The organism is Amycolatopsis echigonensis (assembly GCF_002846615.1).
In the GTDB taxonomy this organism is placed as follows: Bacteria; Actinomycetota; Actinomycetes; order Mycobacteriales; family Pseudonocardiaceae; genus Amycolatopsis; species Amycolatopsis echigonensis.
Genome location: NZ_PJMY01000003.1, coordinates 6,198,127 through 6,220,541 on the forward strand (window position 1 = coordinate 6,198,127; position 22,415 = coordinate 6,220,541).

Annotated in this window: 20 protein-coding genes; 10 read left to right on the top strand and 10 right to left on the bottom strand. The window is 70.4% G+C overall.

What is annotated here, in order from left to right; all coding sequences use genetic code 11:
• Positions 1-14 precede the first annotated feature (14 nt).
• The 6 genes from ATK30_RS34475 to bla form a co-directional block, all read right to left on the bottom strand.
• Positions 15-377: a VOC family protein gene (locus ATK30_RS34475; protein ID WP_101438963.1), complete on the bottom strand. Its 363-nt coding sequence runs from the start codon at positions 375-377 to the stop codon at positions 15-17.
• Positions 378-442: 65 nt separating this feature from the next.
• Positions 443-1,168: a maleate cis-trans isomerase family protein gene (locus ATK30_RS34480; RefSeq protein WP_101438964.1), complete on the bottom strand. Its 726-nt coding sequence runs from the start codon at positions 1,166-1,168 to the stop codon at positions 443-445.
• Positions 1,169-1,694: 526 nt separating this feature from the next.
• The gene (locus ATK30_RS34490; protein ID WP_101438966.1) at positions 1,695-2,438 is read right to left on the bottom strand and encodes a hypothetical protein; all 744 of its coding nucleotides are present in this window, start codon (positions 2,436-2,438) and stop codon (positions 1,695-1,697) included.
• A gap of 167 nt (positions 2,439-2,605) precedes the next feature.
• Positions 2,606-3,352 (bottom strand): hypothetical protein, encoded by a 747-nt coding sequence (locus ATK30_RS34495; protein WP_101438967.1) that lies wholly within the window; start codon positions 3,350-3,352, stop codon positions 2,606-2,608.
• Between the two features lie 134 nt (positions 3,353-3,486).
• A complete protein-coding gene (locus ATK30_RS34500) occupies positions 3,487-4,008 on the bottom strand; it encodes a D-alanyl-D-alanine carboxypeptidase family protein (RefSeq protein WP_101438968.1) in 522 nt (173 codons plus the stop codon).
• Positions 4,005-4,892, bottom strand: coding sequence for a class A beta-lactamase (gene bla / locus ATK30_RS34505; protein ID WP_101438969.1), 888 nt, complete (start codon positions 4,890-4,892; stop codon positions 4,005-4,007). Before bla ends, ATK30_RS34500 begins: the two co-directional genes overlap by 4 nt.
• A 105-nt stretch (positions 4,893-4,997) precedes the next feature.
• On the opposite strand from bla, the gene ATK30_RS34510 reads away from it, so the two are divergent.
• Positions 4,998-5,882: a LysR family transcriptional regulator gene (locus ATK30_RS34510; RefSeq protein WP_167442249.1), complete on the top strand. Its 885-nt coding sequence runs from the start codon at positions 4,998-5,000 to the stop codon at positions 5,880-5,882.
• 4 nt (positions 5,883-5,886) lie between these two features.
• Complete coding sequence (locus tag ATK30_RS34515; RefSeq protein WP_101438971.1) at positions 5,887-6,792, top strand: serine hydrolase; 906 nt, start codon at positions 5,887-5,889, stop codon at positions 6,790-6,792.
• 347 nt (positions 6,793-7,139) lie between these two features.
• On the opposite strand, the gene ATK30_RS34520 is transcribed toward ATK30_RS34515, so the two are convergent.
• The gene (locus tag ATK30_RS34520; RefSeq protein ID WP_158242545.1) at positions 7,140-8,108 is read right to left on the bottom strand and encodes an SEFIR domain-containing protein; all 969 of its coding nucleotides are present in this window, start codon (positions 8,106-8,108) and stop codon (positions 7,140-7,142) included.
• 180 nt (positions 8,109-8,288) lie between these two features.
• Here ATK30_RS34520 and ATK30_RS34525 point away from each other — a divergent pair, with 180 nt between their 5' ends.
• From ATK30_RS34525 to ATK30_RS34540, 4 genes are all read left to right on the top strand, one after another.
• Complete coding sequence (locus tag ATK30_RS34525) at positions 8,289-8,864, top strand: toll/interleukin-1 receptor domain-containing protein (protein ID WP_101441218.1); 576 nt, start codon at positions 8,289-8,291, stop codon at positions 8,862-8,864.
• A gap of 3 nt (positions 8,865-8,867) precedes the next feature.
• Entirely contained in the window at positions 8,868-10,475 is a 1,608-nt protein-coding gene (locus tag ATK30_RS34530) for a KGGVGR-motif variant AAA ATPase (protein ID WP_101438973.1), read from the top strand.
• 70 nt (positions 10,476-10,545) lie between these two features.
• Positions 10,546-11,172 (top strand): hypothetical protein, encoded by a 627-nt coding sequence (locus tag ATK30_RS34535; protein WP_208637489.1) that lies wholly within the window; start codon positions 10,546-10,548, stop codon positions 11,170-11,172.
• Positions 11,169-14,396, top strand: a complete 3,228-nt coding sequence (locus ATK30_RS34540; protein WP_101438974.1) for an ATP-binding protein — start codon at positions 11,169-11,171, stop codon at positions 14,394-14,396. The genes ATK30_RS34535 and ATK30_RS34540 overlap by 4 nt, the downstream gene beginning before the upstream one ends.
• Before the next feature lie 48 nt (positions 14,397-14,444).
• Here the strand turns inward: ATK30_RS34540 and ATK30_RS34545 are convergent, their stop codons facing one another.
• Entirely contained in the window at positions 14,445-15,152 is a 708-nt protein-coding gene (locus tag ATK30_RS34545) for a S1 family peptidase (RefSeq protein ID WP_101438975.1), read from the bottom strand.
• A gap of 259 nt (positions 15,153-15,411) precedes the next feature.
• Between ATK30_RS34545 and ATK30_RS34550 the strand changes: the two genes are divergently transcribed.
• Positions 15,412-15,828 carry an STAS domain-containing protein gene (locus tag ATK30_RS34550; protein WP_101438976.1) on the top strand — a complete coding sequence of 139 codons (417 nt, stop codon included), beginning with the start codon at positions 15,412-15,414 and terminating at the stop codon, positions 15,826-15,828.
• Positions 15,829-15,942: 114 nt separating this feature from the next.
• Here the strand turns inward: ATK30_RS34550 and shbA are convergent, their stop codons facing one another.
• On the bottom strand, positions 15,943-16,593 hold the full coding sequence (shbA, locus tag ATK30_RS34555) for an RNA polymerase sigma factor ShbA (RefSeq protein ID WP_208637490.1): 651 nt from the start codon (positions 16,591-16,593) through the stop codon (positions 15,943-15,945).
• A 286-nt stretch (positions 16,594-16,879) separates the two neighbouring features.
• Complete coding sequence (locus ATK30_RS34560; protein ID WP_101438977.1) at positions 16,880-17,839, bottom strand: hypothetical protein; 960 nt, start codon at positions 17,837-17,839, stop codon at positions 16,880-16,882.
• A gap of 462 nt (positions 17,840-18,301) precedes the next feature.
• On the opposite strand from ATK30_RS34560, the gene ATK30_RS45800 reads away from it, so the two are divergent.
• The 3 genes from ATK30_RS45800 (at position 18,302) to ATK30_RS34570 (ending at position 22,400) form a co-directional block, all read left to right on the top strand.
• On the top strand, positions 18,302-18,445 hold the full coding sequence (locus ATK30_RS45800; protein ID WP_208637491.1) for a hypothetical protein: 144 nt from the start codon (positions 18,302-18,304) through the stop codon (positions 18,443-18,445).
• A gap of 62 nt (positions 18,446-18,507) precedes the next feature.
• Positions 18,508-20,670: an ATP-binding protein gene (locus ATK30_RS34565; RefSeq protein ID WP_208637492.1), complete on the top strand. Its 2,163-nt coding sequence runs from the start codon at positions 18,508-18,510 to the stop codon at positions 20,668-20,670.
• Between the two features lie 668 nt (positions 20,671-21,338).
• Entirely contained in the window at positions 21,339-22,400 is a 1,062-nt protein-coding gene (locus tag ATK30_RS34570) for an IS110 family RNA-guided transposase (protein WP_101435776.1), read from the top strand.
• Positions 22,401-22,415 lie beyond the last annotated feature (15 nt).

A 22,415-nucleotide genomic window follows, 5' to 3' on the forward strand; every position in this document is an offset into this window, starting at 1 on the left:
CCGCCGGACGCGGGTCAGGACCGCCGGGGCAGGACGCAGAATTCGTTGTCCTCGGGGTCTTTCAGCACGATCCAGTGGTCGTTTTCCGGATCCTCCACGACTTTCGCGCCGAGGGTGACGAGGCGGGCGACCTCGTCGCGCTGTTCCACCGTGTCCGGCGCGATGTCCAGGTGCAGCCGGTTCTTGACGGTCTTCCCCTCGGGCACCGGCTGGAACAGCAGCGACGGGCGGTCCGGTGCTTTCAGCTCGACGTACGTGAGTCCATGGCTGTCCGGCCACCGCTCGGCCTTCGGGTAGCCCAGCGCTTCCCGCCAGAATTCGGCGAGCGCGTCGGCGTCCCGGCAGTCGACGGTGACGGCGATCAGGTGGCTGCTCATGATCGGGGAGTTACCCGCGATCGGCCGCGGTTATGCCCGCGGCCCGGTCCGTCCGGAATGGACAATCAATGCGGGTGGGCGAAAAGCGTGCCGAGACCGGGTCCGGCGGCCGGTCGCCCGAGCAGGGTGAGGCAGTGCCAGAGCGTCACTTGAGTAGCGGTGAGCACGGGTTTTCCCGCGCGGTTTTCGAGTTCGGCGAGCAGCGGCGCGGTGTGCAGGGCGGTTTCGGGGACCAGGACGGCTTGGGCGTCCGAGGAGGCGGCGGAATCGACCAGGCCGCGGATGCGGTCGCTGTCCCAGGCGGCGAGATCGCGGTCCGAACCGGCGTCGGCGGAGACGGCGTGCACGGTGGCGATGTCTTCCTCGGCGAGGAACGCCGCGAACGCGTCGGTGATGTCCGGCGCGTACACCGAGGCCAGCGCGACCCGCTCCAGCCCGAGCTGGCGCGCGGCCGCGAGGAACGCCAGCGACGTGCTGCTCGCCGGAACGCCCAGCGCGTCCGTCAGCGCGTCGGTCTGGGTCTTGGCCACGGCGACGCCGTCGAGGAAACTGCAGCTCGAGCACGCCCAGCTGACCACCCGCGGGGACGTCGTGAAGGTCGCCGCCGTCCGGACCAGCCGGTCCGGCTCGCTCAGCTCGCGCACGGCGGTCTGGACGTTCTCCCGGTCGACCGTGCGCCGAGCCCAGGGCACGTAGGCGAACTCGACGCCGGGCCGGGCGTCGAGGCAGCCGGCCAGGGCGGTGAAGTCGTCCTCGGCGCAATCGCGAGTGGGATACAGCAGACCGATCATCTCGGGCAGTGTCGCACTCGTTCGCCCAGTCGGCAGAACTTCCGGAGGCGGGGCCGGAGCAGATCTCCGCGGCGGGCGGGGCGGGGAGCGGCTCGGGGCTGCCGCTCCCGCTGAAGTCCGGCGTGCCTTGTTTCGGGGACCCGTACCGCAGCAGGGAGGAGGTCGAACCGGTGCGCTCGAGGCAGATCGTCCTGTTGCCGTTCCGGTACCGCAGCGCAGGCGGACCGCCCGGCCGCCTTGGCCAGCCCGTTGTTGTACTTCATCCAGATCTTGTCGCCGATGCGCCGCCGCGGCATCGTCCCGCCGTCCTGCTCGATCGTGCCGCCGGCGCTGTCGTGGTCGAGCTGCAGATCGAGCTCCGCCGTCGCCGCCCTTGACGTGGATCGCGACCCAGCTCTTCATCCCGTCTGCGACGGTGTCGGCGACTGTCGCGGCGTCGAACGGCTTGACCGCGGACTCGCGGCCGCGCTGGCCACCGACTAGGCGGGAGTGCCTTCGGAGCAGGCGGTGCACACGAGGGCACGGGTCAGGAGCCGGGGCCGGAGTAGATTTCCGCGGCGGGCGGGGCCTGCACCGGGACGGGCTGGTCCCAGCCGCTGAATTCCATCGTGCCCTGCTTCGGGGACTCCAGTCGCAGCACGCGGTGCGGTTCGACGGCCTCGATGAAAACCGTGGTGCTGTCGTTCTCGTACCGCAGCGCGAAGGTGCCTGCCACGTCGGCGGGCTGACCCGTCCCGAAGCCGGGCTGGTCGATTTCGCTGGCCATGCCGCTGACGAAGACGTCGAAGTCCAGGAAGAGCTTGAGTTCCTCGCCGAATCCCTGAGTCATCGGGGAGTCCATCGACACCCACTTGTCGTCCAGCGGCGAGCGGGCCCCGGCGGGCCGTCCGGAGATCTTGGCCATCCCGCGGGTGAACTTGATCCAGACCTTGTCGCCGACGCGGACCAGCGGCACCACCGCGCCGTCCTTCTCGATCGAGCCGCTCACGCTGTCCCGGTTGATCTGCATGTCGAACGTCGTGCCGCCGTCGCTGCCTTTGGCGTGGACCGCGGTCGCCTTCTTCATCGCGGCCTTGATGGCCGCGGCGTCGAGCGGGTCGGCGGACGGCGCCGCCGACGAGCTCGCGGCCGCGCTCGTCGAAGCGGCCGCGCTGGCCAGCGACTGGGCGGCGTTTCCGCCGGAGCCGGAACAGGAGGTGCAGACGAGCGCGGCGGCGGCCGCCAGGACGCCGTAACGCAGGAGAAGACGGTGCGAGACCGGGCGAATCATGCGGTTTCCGTTCGGACAGGCCCAGGACGCTCCCGGGCGCATCCGCTTATCGCCCGTTCCGGCGGTCTGTTACGGCTTGTCGGTCTCCGTCATGATTTCGTGACGCGCGGTCTGGTCCACAGTGGACGAAGGCCTCGCGCTCCCGGACGGAACGCGAGGCCGTCCGGTCAGGAGCCGGGGCCGGAGTAGATTTCCGCCGCGGGCGGGGCCTGCACCGGGACGGGCTGGTCCCAGCCGCTGAACTCCATCGTGCCTTCCGACGGGGACTCGAGCCGCAGCAAGCGGTGCGAGCCGGCGGCTTCCAGGAAGATCGTCCTGCTGCCGTTCTGGTACCGCAGCGCCGGAGCGCCCGCCACGTCGGCGGGCTCGGGCGCGGAGTAGCCGGGCTTGTCGACGTCGTCGGCCATCGAGCCGACGAAGACGTCGAAGTCCATGAACAGCTTGAACACCTCGCCCATGCCCTGGGCGAGCGGGGAGTCGAGCGACACCCACTTGTCGTTCACCAGCGCGGCGGCCTCGGCGGGCATCCCGGCCTCCTTGGTCAGCGACGGGCTGAACCGCATCCAGACCTTGTCGCCGACGCGCAGCACCGGGACCTCGACGCCGTCCTTCTCGATCGAGCCGCTCACGCTGTCCTTGTTGAACTGCATGTCGACCTTCATCTTGCCGTCTTCGCTCTTCGAGCCCTTGACGTGGACCGCGGTCGACTTCTTCATCGCGGCCTTGACGGTGTCGCCGACGGTCGCGGCATCGGGCGGGGCGTCGAGCGGCTTGACCGGCGAACTCGCGGCCGCGCTGGCCAGCGATTGGGCGGCGTTCCCGCCGGAGCCGGAGCACGAGGTGCACGCGAGTGCCGCTGCGGCGGCGAGGGCGCCGTAGCGCAGGAGGAGACGGTGCGAGACCGGGCGAATCATGCGGTTTCCGCTCGGACAGGCCCAGGACGCTCCCGGGCGCATCCGCTTATCGCCCGGATCGGCGGTTCGTTACGGCTTGTCCGGTTTGTCACGGAGTCGTGACTCCCGGCGCGGTCCACAGTGGACGCGCGGGATCAGCTGGCGGCGCGGGTCGCGGCGTAACCGGGGTGCGGCAGCCGTTGCGGGCGGCCGTTCGGGTGGTACTCGAAGTGCCACCATTCGTTGTCGTACACGCGATACAGGCCGAACCGTCCACCATGGACCTCGAGCCACTGCGCGCCTTCGTACGGCCGCACGTCGAGCGCGACGCCTTGCACGTGCTGCGATTGCGCGGGCGGGAGCGTGAGGTGCAGGGCGAGTTCGTGCGAACCGGCGCGCTGGACTTCGGCGTGGAAGAGGTCGGCCTGCGTCGCGGCGTCCCGGTGGCCGGAGGTCAGGCCGAGCAGGATTCCGTGCCGCCACAAGGCTTCGGTGCGCGCCGCGGTGAACGCGGCGTACGTGCCCGGCGTGAGCCCGGCGAGGTTTTCGGCCGGATAGCGGGCCGCCAGCGCCCACTGGCACGCCACGTGCCGCGCCCGGCCCCGCGCGACCACCCACGCGACCGGCACGAAAAGCACCGCGAGCACGTGGGTGATCACTCGGTAGATTCCGGTCACTGCAACGCCTTCACGACCGCGGCAGCGGCCTGCGCGATCAGGTTGTCGTCGGTCTTCGCGTCTTTGTGCGCGCGGTCGGACAGCACGGCGAGCACGATCGGCGCGCGGTGCGGCGGCCACAGCACGGCGATGTCGTTGCGCGTGGCGTAATCGGCGGTCCCGGTCTTGTCCGCGACCTGCCAGTCCGCGGGCACGCCGGCGCGGATCACGTGCGCGCCGGTGGTGTTGGCGCGCATGATCTTGGTGAGCACGGCCTGCTTGTCCGCCGGGAGTCCCGAGTCGAGCGCGACGGCACGCAGGTCCTTGGCCCAGACTCGCGGGGTGGTCGTGTCCCGGACGTCACCAGGGCTCGTCTCGTTGAGAGCGGGCTCGATGCGGTCTACGTGGGTGACCGTATCCCCCAGCCGGCGGACCTCCGCGGCCAGCCCGGCGGGACCGCCGATTTCGCGGAACATGAGGTTATCCGCAGTGTTGTCGCTGTAACGCAGCGCAGCGTCGAGGACGCTCTGTAACGAAATCTGCTCCCCGATGTGCTTCTCCGTAATCGGGGAATTGGGCACGAGATCGCTTTGCCGAATCGTGACCGTCCGGGTCAGATCGTCCCCGCGGTGCAGGATCGCTGCCGCGTTGAACACCTTGTGCGTGGAAGCGTAGGCAAACCGGTCGTCGGCGTGATAGGCGACCTCGCGGCCGTCGCCGGTGTCGATCGCGTCGACGCCGAGCCGGGCGTCGAAAGCCTTCTCCAGCGCGGCGAAATCCGGCTGGGCGACCGTCTTGGCCGCGACCGGCGCGCCTGAACCCGCCGGGGCGTCCGGTGTTGCTGGTGTGGCACAAGAGGCTAGCGTGGCCAACGCGAACACCGCCAGGGCCGTCCTGCGGAACACGGGGTTCTCCCTCCGAAGTCGATCAACTCCTCCGAAGCGTGCCCTCGGCCGGTTCATGCGGTCCAAGACACTTCTGTGCGAGTTGATGCGAATCTGGCATAAGCTCTGGTCGTGGACCTGGTCGGCTGCTGCAAGGCGTTCGTGAGCGTGACCGAGGCGGGGAGCTTCACCGGCGGCGCGGCGATAGCGCGGATTCCGCAGCCAGTAGCGAGCCGCCGGATCGCCGCGCTGGAGAAGCACCTGGGGGAGCGGCTGTTCGACCGGTCGACGCGGCGCGCACGGCTCACGCCGTTCGGCCGGGACCTGCTGCCGTCCGCGCAACGCCTGGTCCGGCTTGCCGAAGCGATGGAGCACGACGCTCAGCGCGCGCGTCGGCGGCCATTGCGGCTGGCGGTTCCGGACACGTCGACCACTCGCGATCTCGCCGAACTCGAGGCGCAGGCGCGGACGGTCGAGGTCTTCCTGGAATTCCGCGTCGCCGGGCCGGCCGAGCGGGCCGAGCTGGTGCGGACCCAGGAGGTGCGGGCCGCGCTCGTCGCGGTGCCGCCGGAGGACGGGGGGTGGACGGTGCCGCTCGGGCTGGCCGGCGAAGCCGAGCCGGACGAGGCCGTGGTGCACCTGGAAACGCTGCGCGCGGGCCGTTCGGCCAGGGCGCGCCGCCGGGTGTGGATGCAGCCGGAGGACGACGTGCCGCACGTCCGCGACCGGATGTTCCGCGCGCGGGACGCGGCCGGGCTGCTGCCGGCGCAGGTCGAGGTCGCCGGGACGCTGACGACGGCCGCGGCGAGCGTGATCGGATCGGCGGACCTGCTGCTGTGCTCGGCGGATCAGGCGCGGGAACTGGGGCTGGCGTGGCGTCCGGTGGGCGGCGTCCGGCTCGCGCGGGGCTACGACGTGGCGGCCGGGCTCGGTGACGACGTCGACCGGGTGCGGACGCCCCTGCGCGCGGCGATCGCCCGCTGTCTCGGCGCGAGCGTTGCGGCAGACTGACGCCGTGAACACGGAGGCGCTGCTGGCGCGGCTGCGCGACGAACTCGCCGAAGGCGGGCTGCGGGGCTCGTTCCTCGTCCGCGACCTCGGGTCCGGCCGCGAGATCGGCATCGAGCCCGACCTCGAGTTCGCGACCGCGTCGCTGGTCAAGGTCCCGCTCGTGGCGGTGACCCAGGACCGGATCCGGCGCGGCGAACTCGACGGCGCGCAGCAGGTGGAGGTCCAACCCGGCCGGGCCGAGAACGCGGGGCCGACTGGGCTGGCGCGGTTCCGGCATCCGGCGCGGGTGGCGCTGGACGACCTGATGTACCTGGCTTCGGCGATCAGCGACAGCGCGGCGGCCGACGCACTGTTCGCCCTCACCTCGCCCGCGGAGGTCGCGCGGACGGTGCGGGAGTGGGGCATCACCGGCATCTCGGTGCGGCATTCGCTGAGCGAGCTGAACGACACTCCCCTGGAACGGTTCGACGCGACCGAAGCGCACCTCGCGCATTCGCTGGCGATCGGCGCGGTGACCGAGGGACGGGGACATCCGGTGCGGCAGCTGGATGTTTCGCGGGCGAGTTCCGGGTCGGCGCGCGCGTTCGCCGACTTGCTCACTGCTTTGTGGACACCGTCCAAAATAGACCCGGACACCTCCGCGCGCGTGCGGCAGCTGATGGGCGAAAACCTGCTGCGCCAACGATTGGCGCCGGATTTCGCGTCCGATTCCGCGAAGTGGTCCTCGAAAACCGGGACGCTGGTGAACTTGCGGCACGAGATCGGCGTGGTGGAGCACTCGGACGGGCAGGCGTTCGCGGTCGCCGCGCTCACCGAATCCCGGGTGCCCGCGGCGATCCAGCCGGAGGCGGAGATCCTGATGGCGCGGGTCGCGCGGGCGTTGCGGGACCATCTGCGGGCTCGCGGGTGACCGGCCGGATCCGCCCTCGCGGCGGATCCGCCGGGTTCCGCGTCAGGCCAGGCCCAGCAGCGTGAGGATGAGAACGATTCCGTGCGTCTGCATTTCCCGCACCTCCTTCCCGGATTCAGACACGGAAAATCCCTGCCGCGAAATGCGTGCGTTTCGCGGTTGATTCGGGTTTCCGTGATTCTCGGCGAGCCGCCCGGAACGAGCGGCGTGCACCCAGAATGCGATCCGGGAACGAGTGCGGACAAGGGGTTTCCTGTTTCCTCGGAAAGCAGGAAACAGTGCCGCCGAGATGTCCGTGAGGGGAACCCTGAGGGGCTCTGATCCCCTCGCGGACTGGGGCCGGGCAGCTAGCGGAGGGTGGGGTTTCCCCAGGCCAGAGCGGCGGGTCGGGTGGTCCGCGCGGCCGGGCCCGCCGGGGAGACGCCCGCGGCGGGACGGCGGATCTCCAGCCGCAGCCGCCGGATGCCGGTGACGTCGAGTTCGGTGTGCCGGGGGCTGCCGAAAGCGGAATGGTCGAGGTGGCGGATTTCCCCGTCGAGCCGGACGCAGAACAGCCCGGTCTGGAAAGCCGCGTCCTCGGCGTCGTCGAGCACTCCGGCGACCGCGGTGAAATGCGCGTAGGCGCCGCCGAGGTCGATTTCCGCGAACGCCCATGCCCCGGAAGTCGGCCCGGCGGTGCGGAAAACGACGCTGTGCTCGTAGCTGATCCCGTCGATCCGCGCCGCGCCGGCGGTGATGTCCGCGCTTTTCTCGCGCCACGGCAGTTCGGTCGCCAGCACGGGACCGGGTGCCGAATCCGGTGCCCCGCGCCAGATCCCGCGCACCGGCCGCTCGTTCTGGCTGCGTCCGGTGATCGCGGAAATCAGCCCGGCGACGCCGTCGTCGGTGAATTCCGGAATCAGGTAATGCGTAGTGGAATACGGCGTGAGAAACGCCGGGATGTCTTCGACGGAAGCGTCGGGCAGCACGACCGGCAGGATGCGGCTGGTTTCGCGCTCCAGGTCGCGGGTGAGCGCGTCGCGCATGAGCCGCGCCTCGAACTGGGAGCCGCGGCCCTCGTCGAAGGGCGCCTCGCCGTCCGCGCGCCGTTTGTAGTTCGGCGACGCGACCACCAGCACGAAATCGGCGGCGCGGATGTTCCGGATCGCCCAGGCCGACCAGTCGAGCCGGGAGGCGTCGTCCCACTGGTCCAGCCGGACGTCGAGCCCGATCCGGGCGCGCAGGAACGTGGCGAAGGTCCCGACCAGCCGGTAGTGCTCGGCGGCGGTGTCGTGGGCGTAGCTGATGAAGATCCGGGGTGCGGCGGGGGCGGACATCGGGCTCCTCGAATTCCGGCTGGCAGCGACCGGTCCAGTTTCGGGTCCGGCGCCCGGTCGCGCGTTTTCGGCCACAAAGTGTCCAGAATCTGTCCCTTGTCGGCGTCTCCGCCGCCGGTATCGTCGTGGTCCGAGGTCGGGATCGCCAGGACGCGGAAATCGACGGGGAGCGCTGCCCAGGTGTACCATTACGACGTTTTCATCAGTTACGAACGGCGAGCCGACGCCGTCTCCAAGTGGGTGCGCAACCATTTCCACCCCCGTTTGTGCGAGCTGCTCGACGGCAACCTCGACCGGGACGTCCAGGTGTTCTTCGACGAATCGGTGCGGGTCGGCGGAAAGTGGCCGGACGAACTGCGCTCCGCCTTGCGGCACACGAGGATCCTGGTCCCGGTGTGCTCCCCGAAGTACTTCCACAACGAGTGGTGCCTCGCCGAGTGGGCCTCGATGGAACGCCGCGAAGAACTGGCCGGAGGCGACCGACCGGCCACCCTGATCTACCCGGTCATCTACTGCGATTCGAAAAACTTCCCGCCGTACGCGCACGAACGCCGGATGAAGAACTTGACCGAATGGAATCATCCTTACGAGCAATTCCAGGTCTCGGCGAAATACATCGGTTTCCACGACCAGATGAACCGCATCGCGACGGAGCTCGAGGAACTGCTCAGCGCGGCTCCGGCGTGGCGGCCGGACTGGCCGGTGCTCACTCCCCGGCCGGACGCGCCGCCCGCTTCCCGGTTCCCGAGGCTCTGAGCGATGACGGGCGTCGTGATCACTTTCTACTCCTACAAGGGCGGCGTCGGGCGCAGCTTCACGCTGGCCAACATCGCGGTGCTGCTGGCCCGCTGGGGACGTCGCGTGCTGTGCGTCGACTGGGATCTCGAAGCGCCGGGGCTGCGCGAGTACTTCCGGCCGTGGCTGGACCGCGATCCGGTAGGCGGCGTAGTCGATCTCGTCGCCGACTTCCGGGCAGGCGCCGTCCGGCCGGACCGGCACATCCTCCCGGTCGATCTGGACAACGTGGCCGGCACGCTGGATTTCCTTCCCGCGGGCGCCGACGGCCCCGACTATCCGGGGCAGGTGCAAGGAATCGACTGGGAAGGCCTGTACGACGAGGAGTTCGGCGAGTATCTCGAACGCTGCCGGGAGGCGTGGACCTCGGACTACGACTACGTCCTGCTCGACAGCCGCACGGGAATCTCCGACGTCGGCGGCATCTGCACCGCGCATCTCCCGGACCGGCTGGTCGTGCTCTACACCGCGAACACGCAGAGCGTCCGCGGTGCGGTCGACGTCGCCCACCGCGCGAACGTCGCGCGGAACGCCCTGCCGTACGACCGTCCGCAGCTCCCGGTGCTGCCCGTGCTGTCGCGGTTCGACACGCGCGAGGAGTACGACCGGTCGGAAAGCTGGCGGCAGATCTGCCTCGACGAGACGCGGAGCCTGTTCGACAGCTGGCTGGACCAGGACGTTCCGCCCGCGGTGATCGCGCGCCACCTCACGCTGCCGTACGTGTCGTACTGGACCTTCGGCGAGCAATTGCCGGTGCTGCAGGAGAAAAGCCCGGGCGCGGACCAGATCGGCTTCGCCCTCGAAACGGTCGCCGCGGTGATCGCGCATTCCTTCGACCGCACCGAACTGCTGGCCGAAAACCGCGACGCCTACGTGGCGGCGGTGCGGACCCGGACGCAGAGCTTCGCCTACGACGTCCAGGTCAGCATGCCCCGGTCGAGTCTCGAAGTGTCCCAGGATCTGGTGGCGGAGCTGGAGAATCTCGGCATCCGGGTGGGGCGGTCGCTGTCGGGCGACCGGGCCTGGCTCGGCCGCGCGGAAACCGACGCCCGGCACCTGTGCCTGGTGATCGACGGCAAGGCGAGCCGGTGGCAGCTGGCCGAGGTCGAGCTGTTCCTGCACCGCACGCTCGGCCAGGACCGCAGGCTGATCCCGGTGCTCACCGAAGGAACCGACTCGCGCGAGCTGTCCGGCTACCTCGGCAACCTGCGGCACCTGCGCCTCGGGCTGGTGAACGGACCGGCGAAGGTCGCGCGCAGCCTCGCCGACGAGATCGGCGCCGGACGGGCCCTGGCCGACACCGGCCAGCCGGACCTGGTTTCCCTGCTGCGGAAAGCCGAGCGCACGCGGCTGCGTCCCGCACTGTGGGACCTCGTGGGCGAGTTCGCCAGCGAACTGCCGGTCGCAGTCGGAGCTGGGGACAACGTGCGGGCACAGGAACTCGGCGCGGACCTGGCCGTGCTGCTGCGCCCACGCCCCGGCGACGACGGCGCGGTGCCGCCGCCCCCTCAGGTCCGGAAAGCCCTGGCCTGGGCCCAGCAAGTGCTCGACGTGCGGGTGAACGGCAGCTAGCCGCACCCGCCCGATCCCAGAAAAGCCCCGGCCGCGCCCGCGTCCGGGACGCCCCGAGGAAGGACGGCGGATGCACGAACGACTGAGCCACAAGCAGTCCGCGGCGATGATCGCGCTGATGGTGCACGGCCGGGAGATGGCGAACCCGGAGCTGCGCAAGACCGCGGGCTTCGCGCTCGACGGGAAGGACCGGCTCAAGCTCAACGAACGCTACGTCAGCAGCAAGAAATCGGGCCGCGCGTTCGTGCACCAGCTCACCGACGACGGCTGGGACTGGTGCGAGGAGGAACTGGCCGCGCTGACTCCGCCGCAACCGGTGCGGAGCACGTTGACTGTGGTGGCTTACCAGGCGCTGCACGGGTTCTTCGAGTATCTGCGGCTGCACAAGGTCTCGCTGAAGGAGGTGTTCGCGGGCGGCGACGCGCCGCAGGCTGCGGATCTGGAGGAGCTGATCCGGACCGCGTACCGGAAACTCGCCCGTTCCCCGCGCGACTGGGTCGGCCTGGCGGACCTGCGGCCGTTGCTGGGCGACGCCGCGGTCGCCGAGGTCGACGCGGTGCTCAAGCAGCTGAGCCGGACCGGGCAGGCGCATCTGGTGCCCGAGTCCAACCGCAAGGCTCTCACCGCCGAGGACAAGGAAGCGGCCGTGCGCATTGGCGGTGAGGACAACCATCTGCTCTCCATCGAGGTGTCATGATCGAACATCTGGCGGTACTGGCGACACTGCGCTTCGACTGGGTCGACGCCCCCGACCAGGTGTGGCGGGATTCGCCCTACCACGTCGACGGCCTGCACGCCGACGTGATGTCCGCGATCGAAGCCAGGATCCGCAGCGCGGCCGCGAGCGACGGCCCGAGCCCGATCGGTCTCGTGATGCAGGGCATGAAGGGCGTCGGGAAAACGCATCTGCTCGGCATGGTCCGGAGGGCGGCGCATCAGGCCGGCGGCTACTTCTTTCTCGACAACCTCACCGCGGGCAACGCGTTCTGGGAAGACGCGGCTGACGCGTTGCGCCACGGCCTGTCGCGGGCGGACGGTTCGGGCGAGCCACAGGTGCGGAGCTTCGTGCGGCGGGTGTGCGAGCGCGGCGACGTGCCGTGGGAAAGCGCCGCGGCGGTGCTCAGCGGGCAGGGGTTGAGCAGGTCGCATCTCGACGCGTTCTTGACGGGATTGCGGAAACTGGACCGGCAGGTCGCGATCGAGTGCGCCGACACCGCTCGAGCGCTGGTGCTGTACGCCTCGGACGACCCGACTCACAACGAGGTCGGCAACGACTACCTCGGCCGTTTCGAGGAAGCGAAGTCCGGCGACCGCCGCAAGTGGGGCATCCGGATGAAACCGAAATCCGCGCTGGCGCAGGTGCACGACATCACGCGGCTGCTGGCGCTCACCGGGCCGCTGGTGATCAGCGTCGACCAGTTCGACACGCTGGTCGCCAGTTCGGACAAGCTGGCCAGGGACGGCGGGAAAGCCGGGGAAACCGACGTGCTCGTGGCCCAGATCGCCGACGGGCTGATGGGGCTTCGGGAAGTCACCCGCCGGACGGTGACCGTGCTCGCCTGCCTGCCCGCGACGTGGCAGCTGGTCAAGGACAAGGCCGCCGACACCGTGCCCGACCGGTTCGAGGAAACGCGCATGCTCGGGCGCGTCCTGGACGCCGACGTGGGACGGCGTCTGGTGGAGCGGCGTCTCGGAGTCGCTTACGCGGCAATGGATTTCACCCCGCCGCACGCGACCTGGCCGGTGGCCGCCTCGGCGTTCGAGGGTCCGTGGGACGAGTACACGCCGAGGGAAATGCTGAAGCGGGTCGGCGCGCACATCGACGCGTGCGTCCGGGCGGAACGAGTGGTGGAGATGACCACCTTCGATCCGGACGCACCCGCGGCGCTGCCCGCGCGACCGGCGCCCAAGCGTGACCGTTTTTCGGAACTGGACGCCTGGTTCGAGCAGCTCCGCGCGGACGCGGATCCGTCGGCGCTGCTCGACCACAAGGTCGAGGACGAGGTGATGCCGAGGCTGCTCTCGGCCGCGCTGCGCGGCTGGATCACCGAGGTCGGCGACGACGAGATGGAGTGGGACACCCGCAAAACCGACGACGAGCTGCACGCCTGGCTCACCCACACCATCGACGAGGCCTCGGATCTCGAGGAGCATTGGGCGTTCCGCGCGATCGCCGCGAACCACGCGGTCGCGGTGCTCAACCGGTTCCGCAAGGCGCGCTCGGCCGCCGGCTTGCGCCAAGGAGCGGACAACCGCCATCTCATCCTCATCCGCAACTCCTCCTGGTCCAAAGGAGAGAAAACCCAAGCCGAACTCCGGGCCTTCGAAGCCGCCGGAGGGAAGCGGCTCAAGATGTCCGAAGCGGACGTCCGCACGTTCTGGGCGCTGGACGAGATGTTCGTCAAGGGCGGCCCGGACGTCCACGAGTGGCTCATCGACCGCAGGCCCGCCCGCCGCTCACAGCTGCTGTCCGGCGTCCTGCCCGACACCGCACCGCGCTCGGGGACTCCGAAACCGGCACCCCTACGGCAGGCAAACCCGGCGACCCGCGGACCCGCTGCCCAGCCGACCCTCTTCGCCAAACCCGCCCCGGCCAACCCTTCCGCGGCCCCGCGCGAGAACCGCACCGGAGCCGCTCAAGCGCCCCGGTCCGACGGAACTCACCCCCCGCCGGACGGCACCCTCACCCTCGGCACCGAAACCGGCTCCGGCAAGCCCGTCCGCATCGAACTTTCCGCGCTGCGCAAGCACGCGGCCGTCTTCGCCGGGTCCGGGTCGGGGAAAACCGTGCTCCTGCGCCGGATCATCGAGGAATGCGCGCTGCTCGGGGTGTCGTCCATCGTGCTGGACCCGAACAACGACCTAGCGCGCCTCGGCGACGCCTGGCCGAGTCCGCCGAGCGGCTGGGGGCCGGAAGACGCCGCGCTCGCCGAGCGCTACCTCGAAGGCACCGACGTCGTCGTCTGGACTCCGGGCCGTGCCACCGGACGTCCGCTCGGGTTCGAGCCGTTGCCGGATTTCGCCGGGGTGCTCGACGACGAGGACGAGTTCGCCGCGGCCATCGAGGTGGCGGTAGCCGCTCTCGCGCCGCAGGCCCGTCTCACCGGCAGCACCGCGAAGGCGGACATCGGCCTGGCCGTGTTGCGGCAGACGATCGTGCACCACGCGCGCACCGGGTCGCGGAGCCTGCCGGAGCTGATCGGCGTCCTCGAAGACCTGCCCGAAGGCGTCACGAATCTCCACGGCGGCCGGAAAATCGCGGCCGAGGTCGCGGAGCTGCTCAAGGCCGCGATGGTGAACGACCCGCTGTTCGCCGGGGCCGGGACCCCGGTCGATCCGGCGCTGCTGCTCACCCCGGCGGACGGCAAGCGGGCGCGGATTTCGGTGATCAGCTTCGCCGGGCTGCCGTCCGAGGCGCAGCGGCAGAGCTTCGTGAACCAGCTGCAGATGGAGCTGTTCGCGTGGATCAAGCGGAATCCGGCGGGGGACCGGCCGCTGGGCGCGCTGTTCGTGATGGACGAGGCGCAGACGCTCGCAGCGTCGGGTTCGCTCACCGCCAGCACGCGCAGCACGATCGTGCTGGCCGCGCAGGCCCGGAAGTACGGGCTGGGGCTGCTGTTCGCGACGCAGGCGCCGAAGGGCCTGCACAACCAGATCGCCGGCAACGCGACGACGCAGTTCTTCGGACGGCTCAACAGCCCGGCGCAGATCGCCGCGGCGAACGAGATGGCGCGGGCGAAAGGGTCTCCGGTGGCGGACATCTCGCGGCTGGAGCGCGCCCAGTTCTACGTGTCCGGCGAGGCGTTCGGGTTCCGGCGGGTGTCGACGCCGCTGTGCCTGAGCCACCATCCGGCGAGCCCGCTGCGCCTCGAGGAGGTGCTCGCGCGGGCCAGGAACGGGGAGGGAACGGGGGAGGGATGAAAAAGCGGCCCGGGCCCGGGGATCCGTCCGGGTCCGGGCCGCCCCGGCTCACACTCCGGCGACCGACTGGATCCAGTCGCGGTACCGCGTGACGTTGATGTAGGCGGTGTAGGACTGGCGGTCGCTGGTGGAGGCGACGCCGACCTGCTTGCCGTTCGCGTACATCGGGCCGCCGGAGTCGCCGCCCGCGGTGATGCCGTCGCCGCGGTTGGCGCACACCGAGACGCCGGCCGCGCCGTCCGGGCAGTCGACCGAGGCGACCTGGACGTTCGCCACCTTCAGCACCCGCGACTGGCAGTTGATCTCCGGCTGGTCGGTGCAGGTCGCGCCCCAGCCGTAGACCTGTGCGGTGTCGCCGACGTTGACGTCGCCCGCGGTGCCGAGCGGCGCGTACTCGGTCTGGACCTTCTGGTCGATCTGGACCAGCGAGATGTCGGCGTCGGGGGAGTCGTGCACCGACGTCGCGGAGACCTCGGTGCCCTGGGTCTGGTCGAGGCTGCCGACGTGGAAGGTGATCTGCTTGCCGCCGGCGCCCTGCGTGCAGTGCCGGGCGGTGAGGATCCAGTCGGGCGCGATGATCGTGGCGGAGCAGAGTTCCTGGCCGCCGGCGAACATCCGGGCCGCGGCGTGCGGGGAGTCGGCGATGCTGCCGTCGATGATGGCGGGCTGAGCGGGTGCGGCGGTGGCCGGGGCCGCCGCGGCGACGGCGGCGAAGGCCAGGCCGGACAGGACTGAGGCGGTACGCGCGATTCGCACTGGTGATCATCTCCGGTGGGTGCGGGGAGGAGTGGTCAGGTACTGACCCACCGTCGTGAATGTCGGTAAATGACGGAACCCGCCGAAGGTCGGGCCCGCTCAGTTCCCGACTTTCGTCGTGGGACAAGCGGACCAGAGCTCGCTCGCGCGGCCCGGACGTGGAGTGTGAGCGCGGTCACTGTGCCTCCAGGTCCAGAATGGTGTCGGGTGGACGAGCGGGCGCGACGGGCCCCGCCTGGACAGGGAGCGCAGCACGCGGATGGAAGCCGGCTCACAGGGATCGGCACGGCTGAAGTCGTCGTACCGCTACGACGACCTCGACGTGCTCACGCTGCTGCTGGCGGGAGAACTCGACGCCGGCACCGCGCTGGTGGTGGTGCGGGCGGTGACGTTCGCGCTGGCCAAACGCCCGATGGCGCTGGTGCTGGACCTGACCGGGCTGACCGAGCTGAGCGACGCGGGCGTCCACGTCCTGCGGGCCGCGCAGGACCGCGCGGCGGCCGAGGGCGTGGTGCTGCGGCTGCTCGCGCACCCGTCGGACACGGCGGGCCGCCGGCTCGCCGAGACCGGGATGACCGGGGTGTTCGACATCTATCCGGACCGCACCGCGGTCCGCGTGGAGACCGACCGGATCGCGTTCCTGCGCCGGATGAGACGGCGGCTCGGCGCGGGCTGAACCGGTCCGGATCCGGGCGTTCCGGGGCCGTCCGGACCGGCGAGGTGGCCCGAGCGGGTGAACTTCGGAGATTTTTCTCCAGTGGTCCGGACCAGTGCGGGTGATGTTGCAAGTTCACGCCAGCAGCGCTTCGGCCAGTCCCTGCTCGTGGATCGAGTCCCGCAGCTTCGCCAGCGCTCGGCATTGCGTCACCCGGACGTTGCCCGGCGAGATCCCCAGCGCCTTCCCGGTCTCGGCCGACGTCAGGCCGACGACCACGCGCAGTGTCAGGATTTCCTGTTGCAGCTTCGGCATCCCGGCCAGCAGCCTCCCGAGCGAAGCGCCGAGGTCGGCGGTCAGCGTGTGCGACTCCGGGCCGTCGCGCAGATCCGCGTTCTCCGGGACGTCGGACACCGGCCGCGAACGGTCGCGCGACACCGCGCGGAACGCGTCGGCGACCTTGTTCGCCGCGATCGCGCGCACCAGGTGCAGGAACGATCCGCCGCGGTCCTCGTAGCCCGGAACCGCCTGGAGGACCGCGATGCACACTTCCTGCGCGACGTCGTCGGCCGACAGGTACGACAGGTCGCGTCCGCCGATGCGGGCGCGGCAGTAGCGCGCGATCACCGGTTTCAGCAGCGCCAGCAGTTCCGGAGCCGCGCCGGGGACGCCGGCGCGGGCGGCGCGGACCACGGATTCGAGGCGCTCGGCCAACCCCGACGGGCGCGGCAGCGCGGCGAGCGGGACATAGCCTTCGACCGGTTCGGGCACGGTGGCGGTGGGCATAGGGGGCGTTCCTTTCGTACGGGCGGCCGCGGTGGTCTCGCCCGCTCGCTCCGGGTGTCGGCCGCCCGGGCCCAGGCGTTGCGATCGCGCAGGTGTTGTCCAGCTTCTGTCCGTTGCGCGGCAACGGAATTCGCGCGGACCTGGACAGATCTTGGACAGGTTCTCCCCGCCGGTCGCGCGGCGCGGGGCGGCCGCGATCCCGGTGCGGTCGGAGAAATCCCGATCGGGAAGGGGAATCGCGATGATCACGCACTGACCGGTGCCCGCCGGGCCCGGCCGGTGAGGTTCAGCCGGCCGGGCTCCACCGGATGCCGTAGGCGAAGCCGGGCGCGAGATGGTCGAACCGCAGGTGCACCTCGCCCGAACCGTCCGGGCTCACCACGTCGCCGCGGGTGCCCAGATCGCGTGCGTCGTCCTGGAACACGCGGTCCAGCCGCACGATTTCGGACGGCGGCGCGGCCGGGAAGCGCACGTGCAGGTCGAACCGGTCGACCGGATGCCGCGGCACGCACACGTAGTGCGGATGCCGGAATTCCGCGCGGAACCGCAGCGCGAGGTCGTGCGTTTTCCCGCGCCGCAGCGGCTCGGCCAGCCGCAGCGCCAGCCCGACCCGGTCGTTCGACTCCATCGCGCGGCGGACCAGCGTGCCGCCGTGGAAAACGTCGACCTCCAGATCGCTTTCCCGCACCGGCCCGGAGGTCGCGGACGTGGTGGTGAGGGTGAGCGCGAGGTCCAGTTCGGCGATCTCGTCGGCGTCGGCGACGATCCGCCGGAACTCGAACACCTCGGGCCGCTCCTGGTCCAGCGCGAGGGAGACGCGCAGCAGTTCGGTGTGCCAGCTTCCCTCGGGCGAGGGCCGGGCTCCGCCTTCGCGCGAGCCGGCCAGCGCGAGGTGCGCGACGTGCTCGATGCCCTCGTCGATGCGCCGCCGGATCGTGCGGTCGTCGCGGTCCAGCTCGCGCGCGGCCCAGTGCACCCGCTCCTGGTAGAACGGCTTGCGGGCCGGTTCGTGCATCGCGAACGCCGCGAGCACGGCGATCCGGAGGTCGTCCGGGAGCGTCTTGGCCAGCGGCTCCAGCACGTGCGCGAGCCGGTCGCGGATCTCGACGTTTTCCGCGTTGTCGGGAATCCCGCACACCTCGCGCAGGACCGGGCCGACCCGAATCCCGAGCGGAGTGGTGAATACGCCGCGCCCCTTCCGGAGAACTTTCAATTCCGCGACCAAGTCCGCCGCGTTCGGTTCCACCCGTTCCTCCCTCGCGTCTCCCCGCCCGGAGCCACTGTTCCTCAACGCGGGCGCCGATGTCCAGACTTGCCCGGCACCGGCGCACGGACTGTGACCGGAACGATTTCCCATTCCCGTGCCCGTTGGTGCGACCGGGTTTATCCGCGCCGGAAATTCGCTCGGATGGCGCCTTCCCGAAACGGCGGGTGACTGTTCTCGGCCGTGCTGGCGACCGGTCGGCGGGTCCGGTATTGGATCTCGTAAGCCGGGCCTCCGGGGCGGTCCTCGGCTCGCTCGCCGAAGCCGAATGTCTTTCGCCGCGGCCCTCAGCGACCGGGCAATGCGACTCTGCTGTCGCCTGCGGTTTCCTGTTTACGCGATTAAGGCGGAAACAGGAAACTCCTTCCCCGATTGCCGCGGGAACCCGCATTCTCGGGACAAGCCGCCGATCGGGCGGGCACGAATCCGCTGGAGGAGCTTGTCATGAAGGTCGTCTGTTCGTTTTCTCTGCTGGTCCGGGCCGCGTTGTGGCTGGCCGGGGTCGCGCTCGTGTCCGGACTCGCGCTCGGCCATCCGGGCGGCCCCGCGCCGGTCGCGCCTCCGGTGTCGGCGGGGACCGCACCGTGACGAAACCACGGCCCGGCGTCTGCCGGATCGTCATACTGGGAGCGAGGAGAGGGTGGAGGCGGATGACTGCGCGCGCGACGTTCGGGGCGGAACTGCGGCGGCTGCGCCTCGCGGCCGGGATGTCGCTCACCGAACTGGCCGGCCGGGTGCACTACAGCAAGGGGTACCTGAGCAAAGTCGAAACCGGCTTTGCCGCCCCGAATTCCGCACTCGCCGCCTTGTGTGAATCCGAATTCGGCATCCCCGGCGCTCTTACTGCGCTGATTCCCGCGGAAGCCGGAAAACGCCGGACCCGGCCGGACGTCCGCCCGTCCGGCCTCCCGCCGGTGACCCCCGACTTCACCGGCCGCGAGGCGGAATCCCAAGCCGTACGCGAGATTCTCGAGTCCGACGGCGGCGTCTGCGTCATTTCGGGGATGGGCGGAGCCGGCAAGACGGCGCTGGCGGTGCGATGCGCGTACCGGCTCGAAGCGTCCTTCGCCGACGGCAGCCTCTTTCTCGATCTGCGCGGCACCGCCGACGAGCCGGTCACGCCCGCCGACGCGCACGACCGTCTGCTGCGGATCCTGGAGGTTCCCGCCGAACGGATCCCGGCCGATCCCGACGACCGCGCGGCGCTTTTCCGGACTCGCCTGCGCGGCCGGAGTTTCCTGCTGGTGCTGGACAACGCGGGCAGCACCGGGCAAGTGCGCCCGCTGCTGCCCGCCGAGCCGAAATGCCGGGTCGTGATCACCAGCCGCTCCCGCCTGCCCGCGTTGGACGAAGCCGAGCACGTCTCGCTGGGCGTCCTTCCCTCCGCTTCGGCGGCCGCGCTGGTCGCCGCATTGACCGGTGCGCCTCCCGACGCCGCCCTGCGGATCGCCGATCGCTGCGGCCGCCTCCCGCTGGCGATCCGCATCGCCGCGGCCCGCCTTCGCGCCCACCCGGCGTGGGACGTCGCGGAATTGGAGCGTCGCCTGGCCGACGAGACCCGCCGGCTAGGCGAACTCGACGACGGAGAACGAAGCCTGGCTGCTGCCTTCCGGTTGTCCGTCCGCCCATTGGACCAGCCGGAGGCGCGGCTGTTCCGCCTGCTCGCCCTGCACCCCGGCCCGGACTTCGACGTCACCGCCGCGCAAGCGCTCGGCTCCCTGGATTCGGTCGAGGCGGAGCGTCTGCTGGATCGCCTGCACCAGGCGTACCTGCTCACCCAGCCGGAACTGGGCCGGTTCGGTTTCCACGACCTGGTAAGGGTTTTCGCCGCGTCCGGCGGGACGGACGAGGAGGCTTTCCGCCGCCTCGCCGATTTCTCCGTCGCCACCGCGGAACGCGCCGACCGGACGCTGAGCGGCCCGCGGTACCGCCCGGAGGTGACCTATCCGCCGGGGTTGCCGGAGGTGGAGTTCCCGGACCAGGACAGCGCGATCGCCTGGTTCCGTGCGGAATGGCCGAACCTGGTCGCGCTTTGCCGCCGGACGGGGGACTCCGAGCGGTGCTGGCAGCTCGCGTACTTCCTGCGTGGATTCTTCTACCTGACCAAACTGTGGGACCCATGGATCGCGACGCACCGCTGGGCGCGCGCCGCCGCCGAGGCCGTCTGCAACCGCTGGGCCGCCGCCACGACCACCGCGAACCTGGGAATCGCCTACGTCGACCGCGGCGAGCTGGACGAGGCGTCGCGGTGTTACCGCCAGGCGCTGCGGGAGTACCGGGAAATCGGCGACCGCCACGGCGAAGCGACCGCGCTGGCGCATTCCGCCTGGGCTGAGCACTACCGAGGCAACCACGACCAAGCCCTGCGCGACTTGCGCGCCGCGGCCGAGTTCTACGAACTGACCGGCAACCAACGCAGCGGCGCCATCACGACCCGGGGTATCGCCCTGGTCCTGACGGCCCTCGGGCAGTCCGCCGAAGCCGCCCGGCTGGTCGAGGAAACCTTGCCGGTGTTCGAGGAGCTGGGGTTGGAACTGGACGTCGTGATGGGGCTGAACTGCCTGGGATGGGCGAGATTCCGTGCCGGGAATCACTCGGGGGCGGAGTTGGCTTACCGGGAATCCGCCGCCCGCGCGGAAGCCTGCGAAAGCACCCACGAGGCGGCGCGAGCCTACCTGGGTTTGGGGAATGTCGCTGCGGCGCAGGGGATTGCGGGGGAGGCCGCGTCGCAGTGGGAACGGGCCGAGGCGGCGCATCCGGATCTGGACCCCGTGACGGTGGGGGAGGCGGCTGCGCGGGCTGAGTTCCGCTGAGATCTCGGTTTGCGGGTGAGTGCGTGCGATCCGGGCTTGCGGAGCCTGAGCGGCACCGACCGGGGGCCAGTCCGCAATCGCGGACGTCGTGGTGCAGAGAATCGCCATCCTCGCCGCTCGTCACATCCTTGGTGACGGTGCTACGCAGGCCTTCTCGGCACTGCGGGGTCGGCGGCCGGGGCAAGCGCTCGGTGAACTGGATGTCCTGGTCGTGCCCACCGCGGTTCGTCCCGCTGTCCGACTGAGGGCGCGGTTCCTGTCGCCGGGCCGAGCCGCGATCGCGCAGGGGGTCGCGGGCGGCGAGTGGGTTCGGTTTCGCCGGGGCAGGTATTTCGGGTCGCCGTGCTGAGCCGGGTGGGCAGTTCCGGCGTTCGCTGTGCGGGAGGTGAGCCGGGCTGGTTGCCGAGGCGAGTGGGCAGACTGAGCTTCCCGACTTGTATGTGGCTACCGGTTGGACAGGTTGGATGATCACTGGCCGTAGTCTGCCGGAGGTGTCGGGTTGGGCTCGCTCGTGAGGTTCCTGCCGCCCGGATGGGTTGGCTCGCCGGGGGTGTGTGGCCTGGCTCGGCACCGGCTGCGGTCTGACTCAACAGAGGTGTGAGCGTCACAGGCTGAAAGTCGGAATGTCGACCGCGGCTTCCCGTATCTCGCATGGAGGAGCGCGGTTGATGGTCGTCATCGGGGTTGATCCGCATAAGTCCAGCCACACGGCGTCGGCGTTGGATCCGCAGACCCACCGTCCACTGGAGACGGTTCGGATCGACGCGGCGTTACCGGAGTACCGCCGGTTGCTGGCGTGGGCGAAGCAGTTCTCCGAGCGCCGGTGGGCGGTGGAGAACGCGCGAGGGCTCGGGCGGCACCTGGCGCAATGGTTGATCGCACGTGGCGAGACAGTGGTGGACGTGCCGCCGACGGCCACCGCCAGGGTCCGGGAGCTTTCCCGAGGCGGGCGCCGCAAAAACGATGCTCTGGATGCCGCGGCAGCGGCCAGCGTGGCCGCCCTGCAAGGCGATGCCCTGCCGGTGACTGCCGAGGGCGCCTCGACAGTGCTGGGGCTGTTGGACGAGCGTCGCCTCAACCTGACCCAGCAGCGCACGCGCACGGTCAACCAGTTACACGCCCTGCTGCGTGACTTGCTTCCCGGCGGCGTGCCCACCGACCTCACCGCCGACCAGGCCGCCGCCGCTCTGACCCGAAGCCGACCGCAATCGTCAGTTGAACGAGCCCGCAAGGACCTCGCCCGGGAGCTGATCACCGACATCCGCGCGCTGGATCGCCGGCTGAAAGCGAACAAACAACGCATGGAAGAGGCGATCAAGGACTCCAATAGCCGCCTGACCGACATCGCCGGCGTGGGGCCGGTCGTGGCAGCCCGGCTGCTGGGACGCACCAGCCTGGCATCTCGATTCCCGACAGCCGCAGCTTTCGCGGTCTACACCGGTGTCGCACCCATCGAGATCGCCAGCGCCGACAAGGCCCGGCACCGACTCTCACGCCAGGGCGATCGCCAACTGAACAACGCCCTGCACACCATCGCCCTCACACAGGTGCGCATGCACGGCAGCCGGGGACGCCTCTACTACGACCGCAAGATCGCCGAAGGCAAGACCCACAACGAAGCCATGCGCTGCCTCAAACGCCGACTCGCCGACCACGTCTGGCGCACCATGATCGGCGACGAACAACGCCACGCTCCGTCAACACCACCACCACTTCACGCAGCCGCTTGACAAACACAGAGGAAC

Bases quoted from the DNA above. Each gene is read 5' to 3' on its own strand.
- ATK30_RS34520 (WP_158242545.1), bottom strand. From the start codon at position 8,108: ATGTCCGCCCCCGCCGCACCCCGGATCTTCATCAGCTACGCCCACGAC.
- ATK30_RS34530 (WP_101438973.1), top strand. From the start codon at position 8,868: ATGACGGGCGTCGTGATCACTTTCTACTCCTACAAGGGCGGCGTCGGG.
- ATK30_RS34475 (WP_101438963.1), bottom strand. From the start codon at position 377: ATGAGCAGCCACCTGATCGCCGTCACCGTCGACTGCCGGGACGCCGAC.
- ATK30_RS34570 (WP_101435776.1), top strand. From the start codon at position 21,339: ATGGTCGTCATCGGGGTTGATCCGCATAAGTCCAGCCACACGGCGTCG.
- ATK30_RS34480 (WP_101438964.1), bottom strand. From the start codon at position 1,168: ATGATCGGTCTGCTGTATCCCACTCGCGATTGCGCCGAGGACGACTTC.
- ATK30_RS45800 (WP_208637491.1), top strand. From the start codon at position 18,302: ATGAAGGTCGTCTGTTCGTTTTCTCTGCTGGTCCGGGCCGCGTTGTGG.
- ATK30_RS34535 (WP_208637489.1), top strand. From the start codon at position 10,546: ATGCACGAACGACTGAGCCACAAGCAGTCCGCGGCGATGATCGCGCTG.
- ATK30_RS34565 (WP_208637492.1), top strand. From the start codon at position 18,508: ATGACTGCGCGCGCGACGTTCGGGGCGGAACTGCGGCGGCTGCGCCTC.
- ATK30_RS34495 (WP_101438967.1), bottom strand. From the start codon at position 3,352: ATGATTCGCCCGGTCTCGCACCGTCTCCTCCTGCGCTACGGCGCCCTC.
- shbA (WP_208637490.1), bottom strand. From the start codon at position 16,593: ATGCCCACCGCCACCGTGCCCGAACCGGTCGAAGGCTATGTCCCGCTC.
- ATK30_RS34490 (WP_101438966.1), bottom strand. From the start codon at position 2,438: ATGATTCGCCCGGTCTCGCACCGTCTTCTCCTGCGTTACGGCGTCCTG.
- ATK30_RS34550 (WP_101438976.1), top strand. From the start codon at position 15,412: ATGGAAGCCGGCTCACAGGGATCGGCACGGCTGAAGTCGTCGTACCGC.
- ATK30_RS34540 (WP_101438974.1), top strand. From the start codon at position 11,169: ATGATCGAACATCTGGCGGTACTGGCGACACTGCGCTTCGACTGGGTC.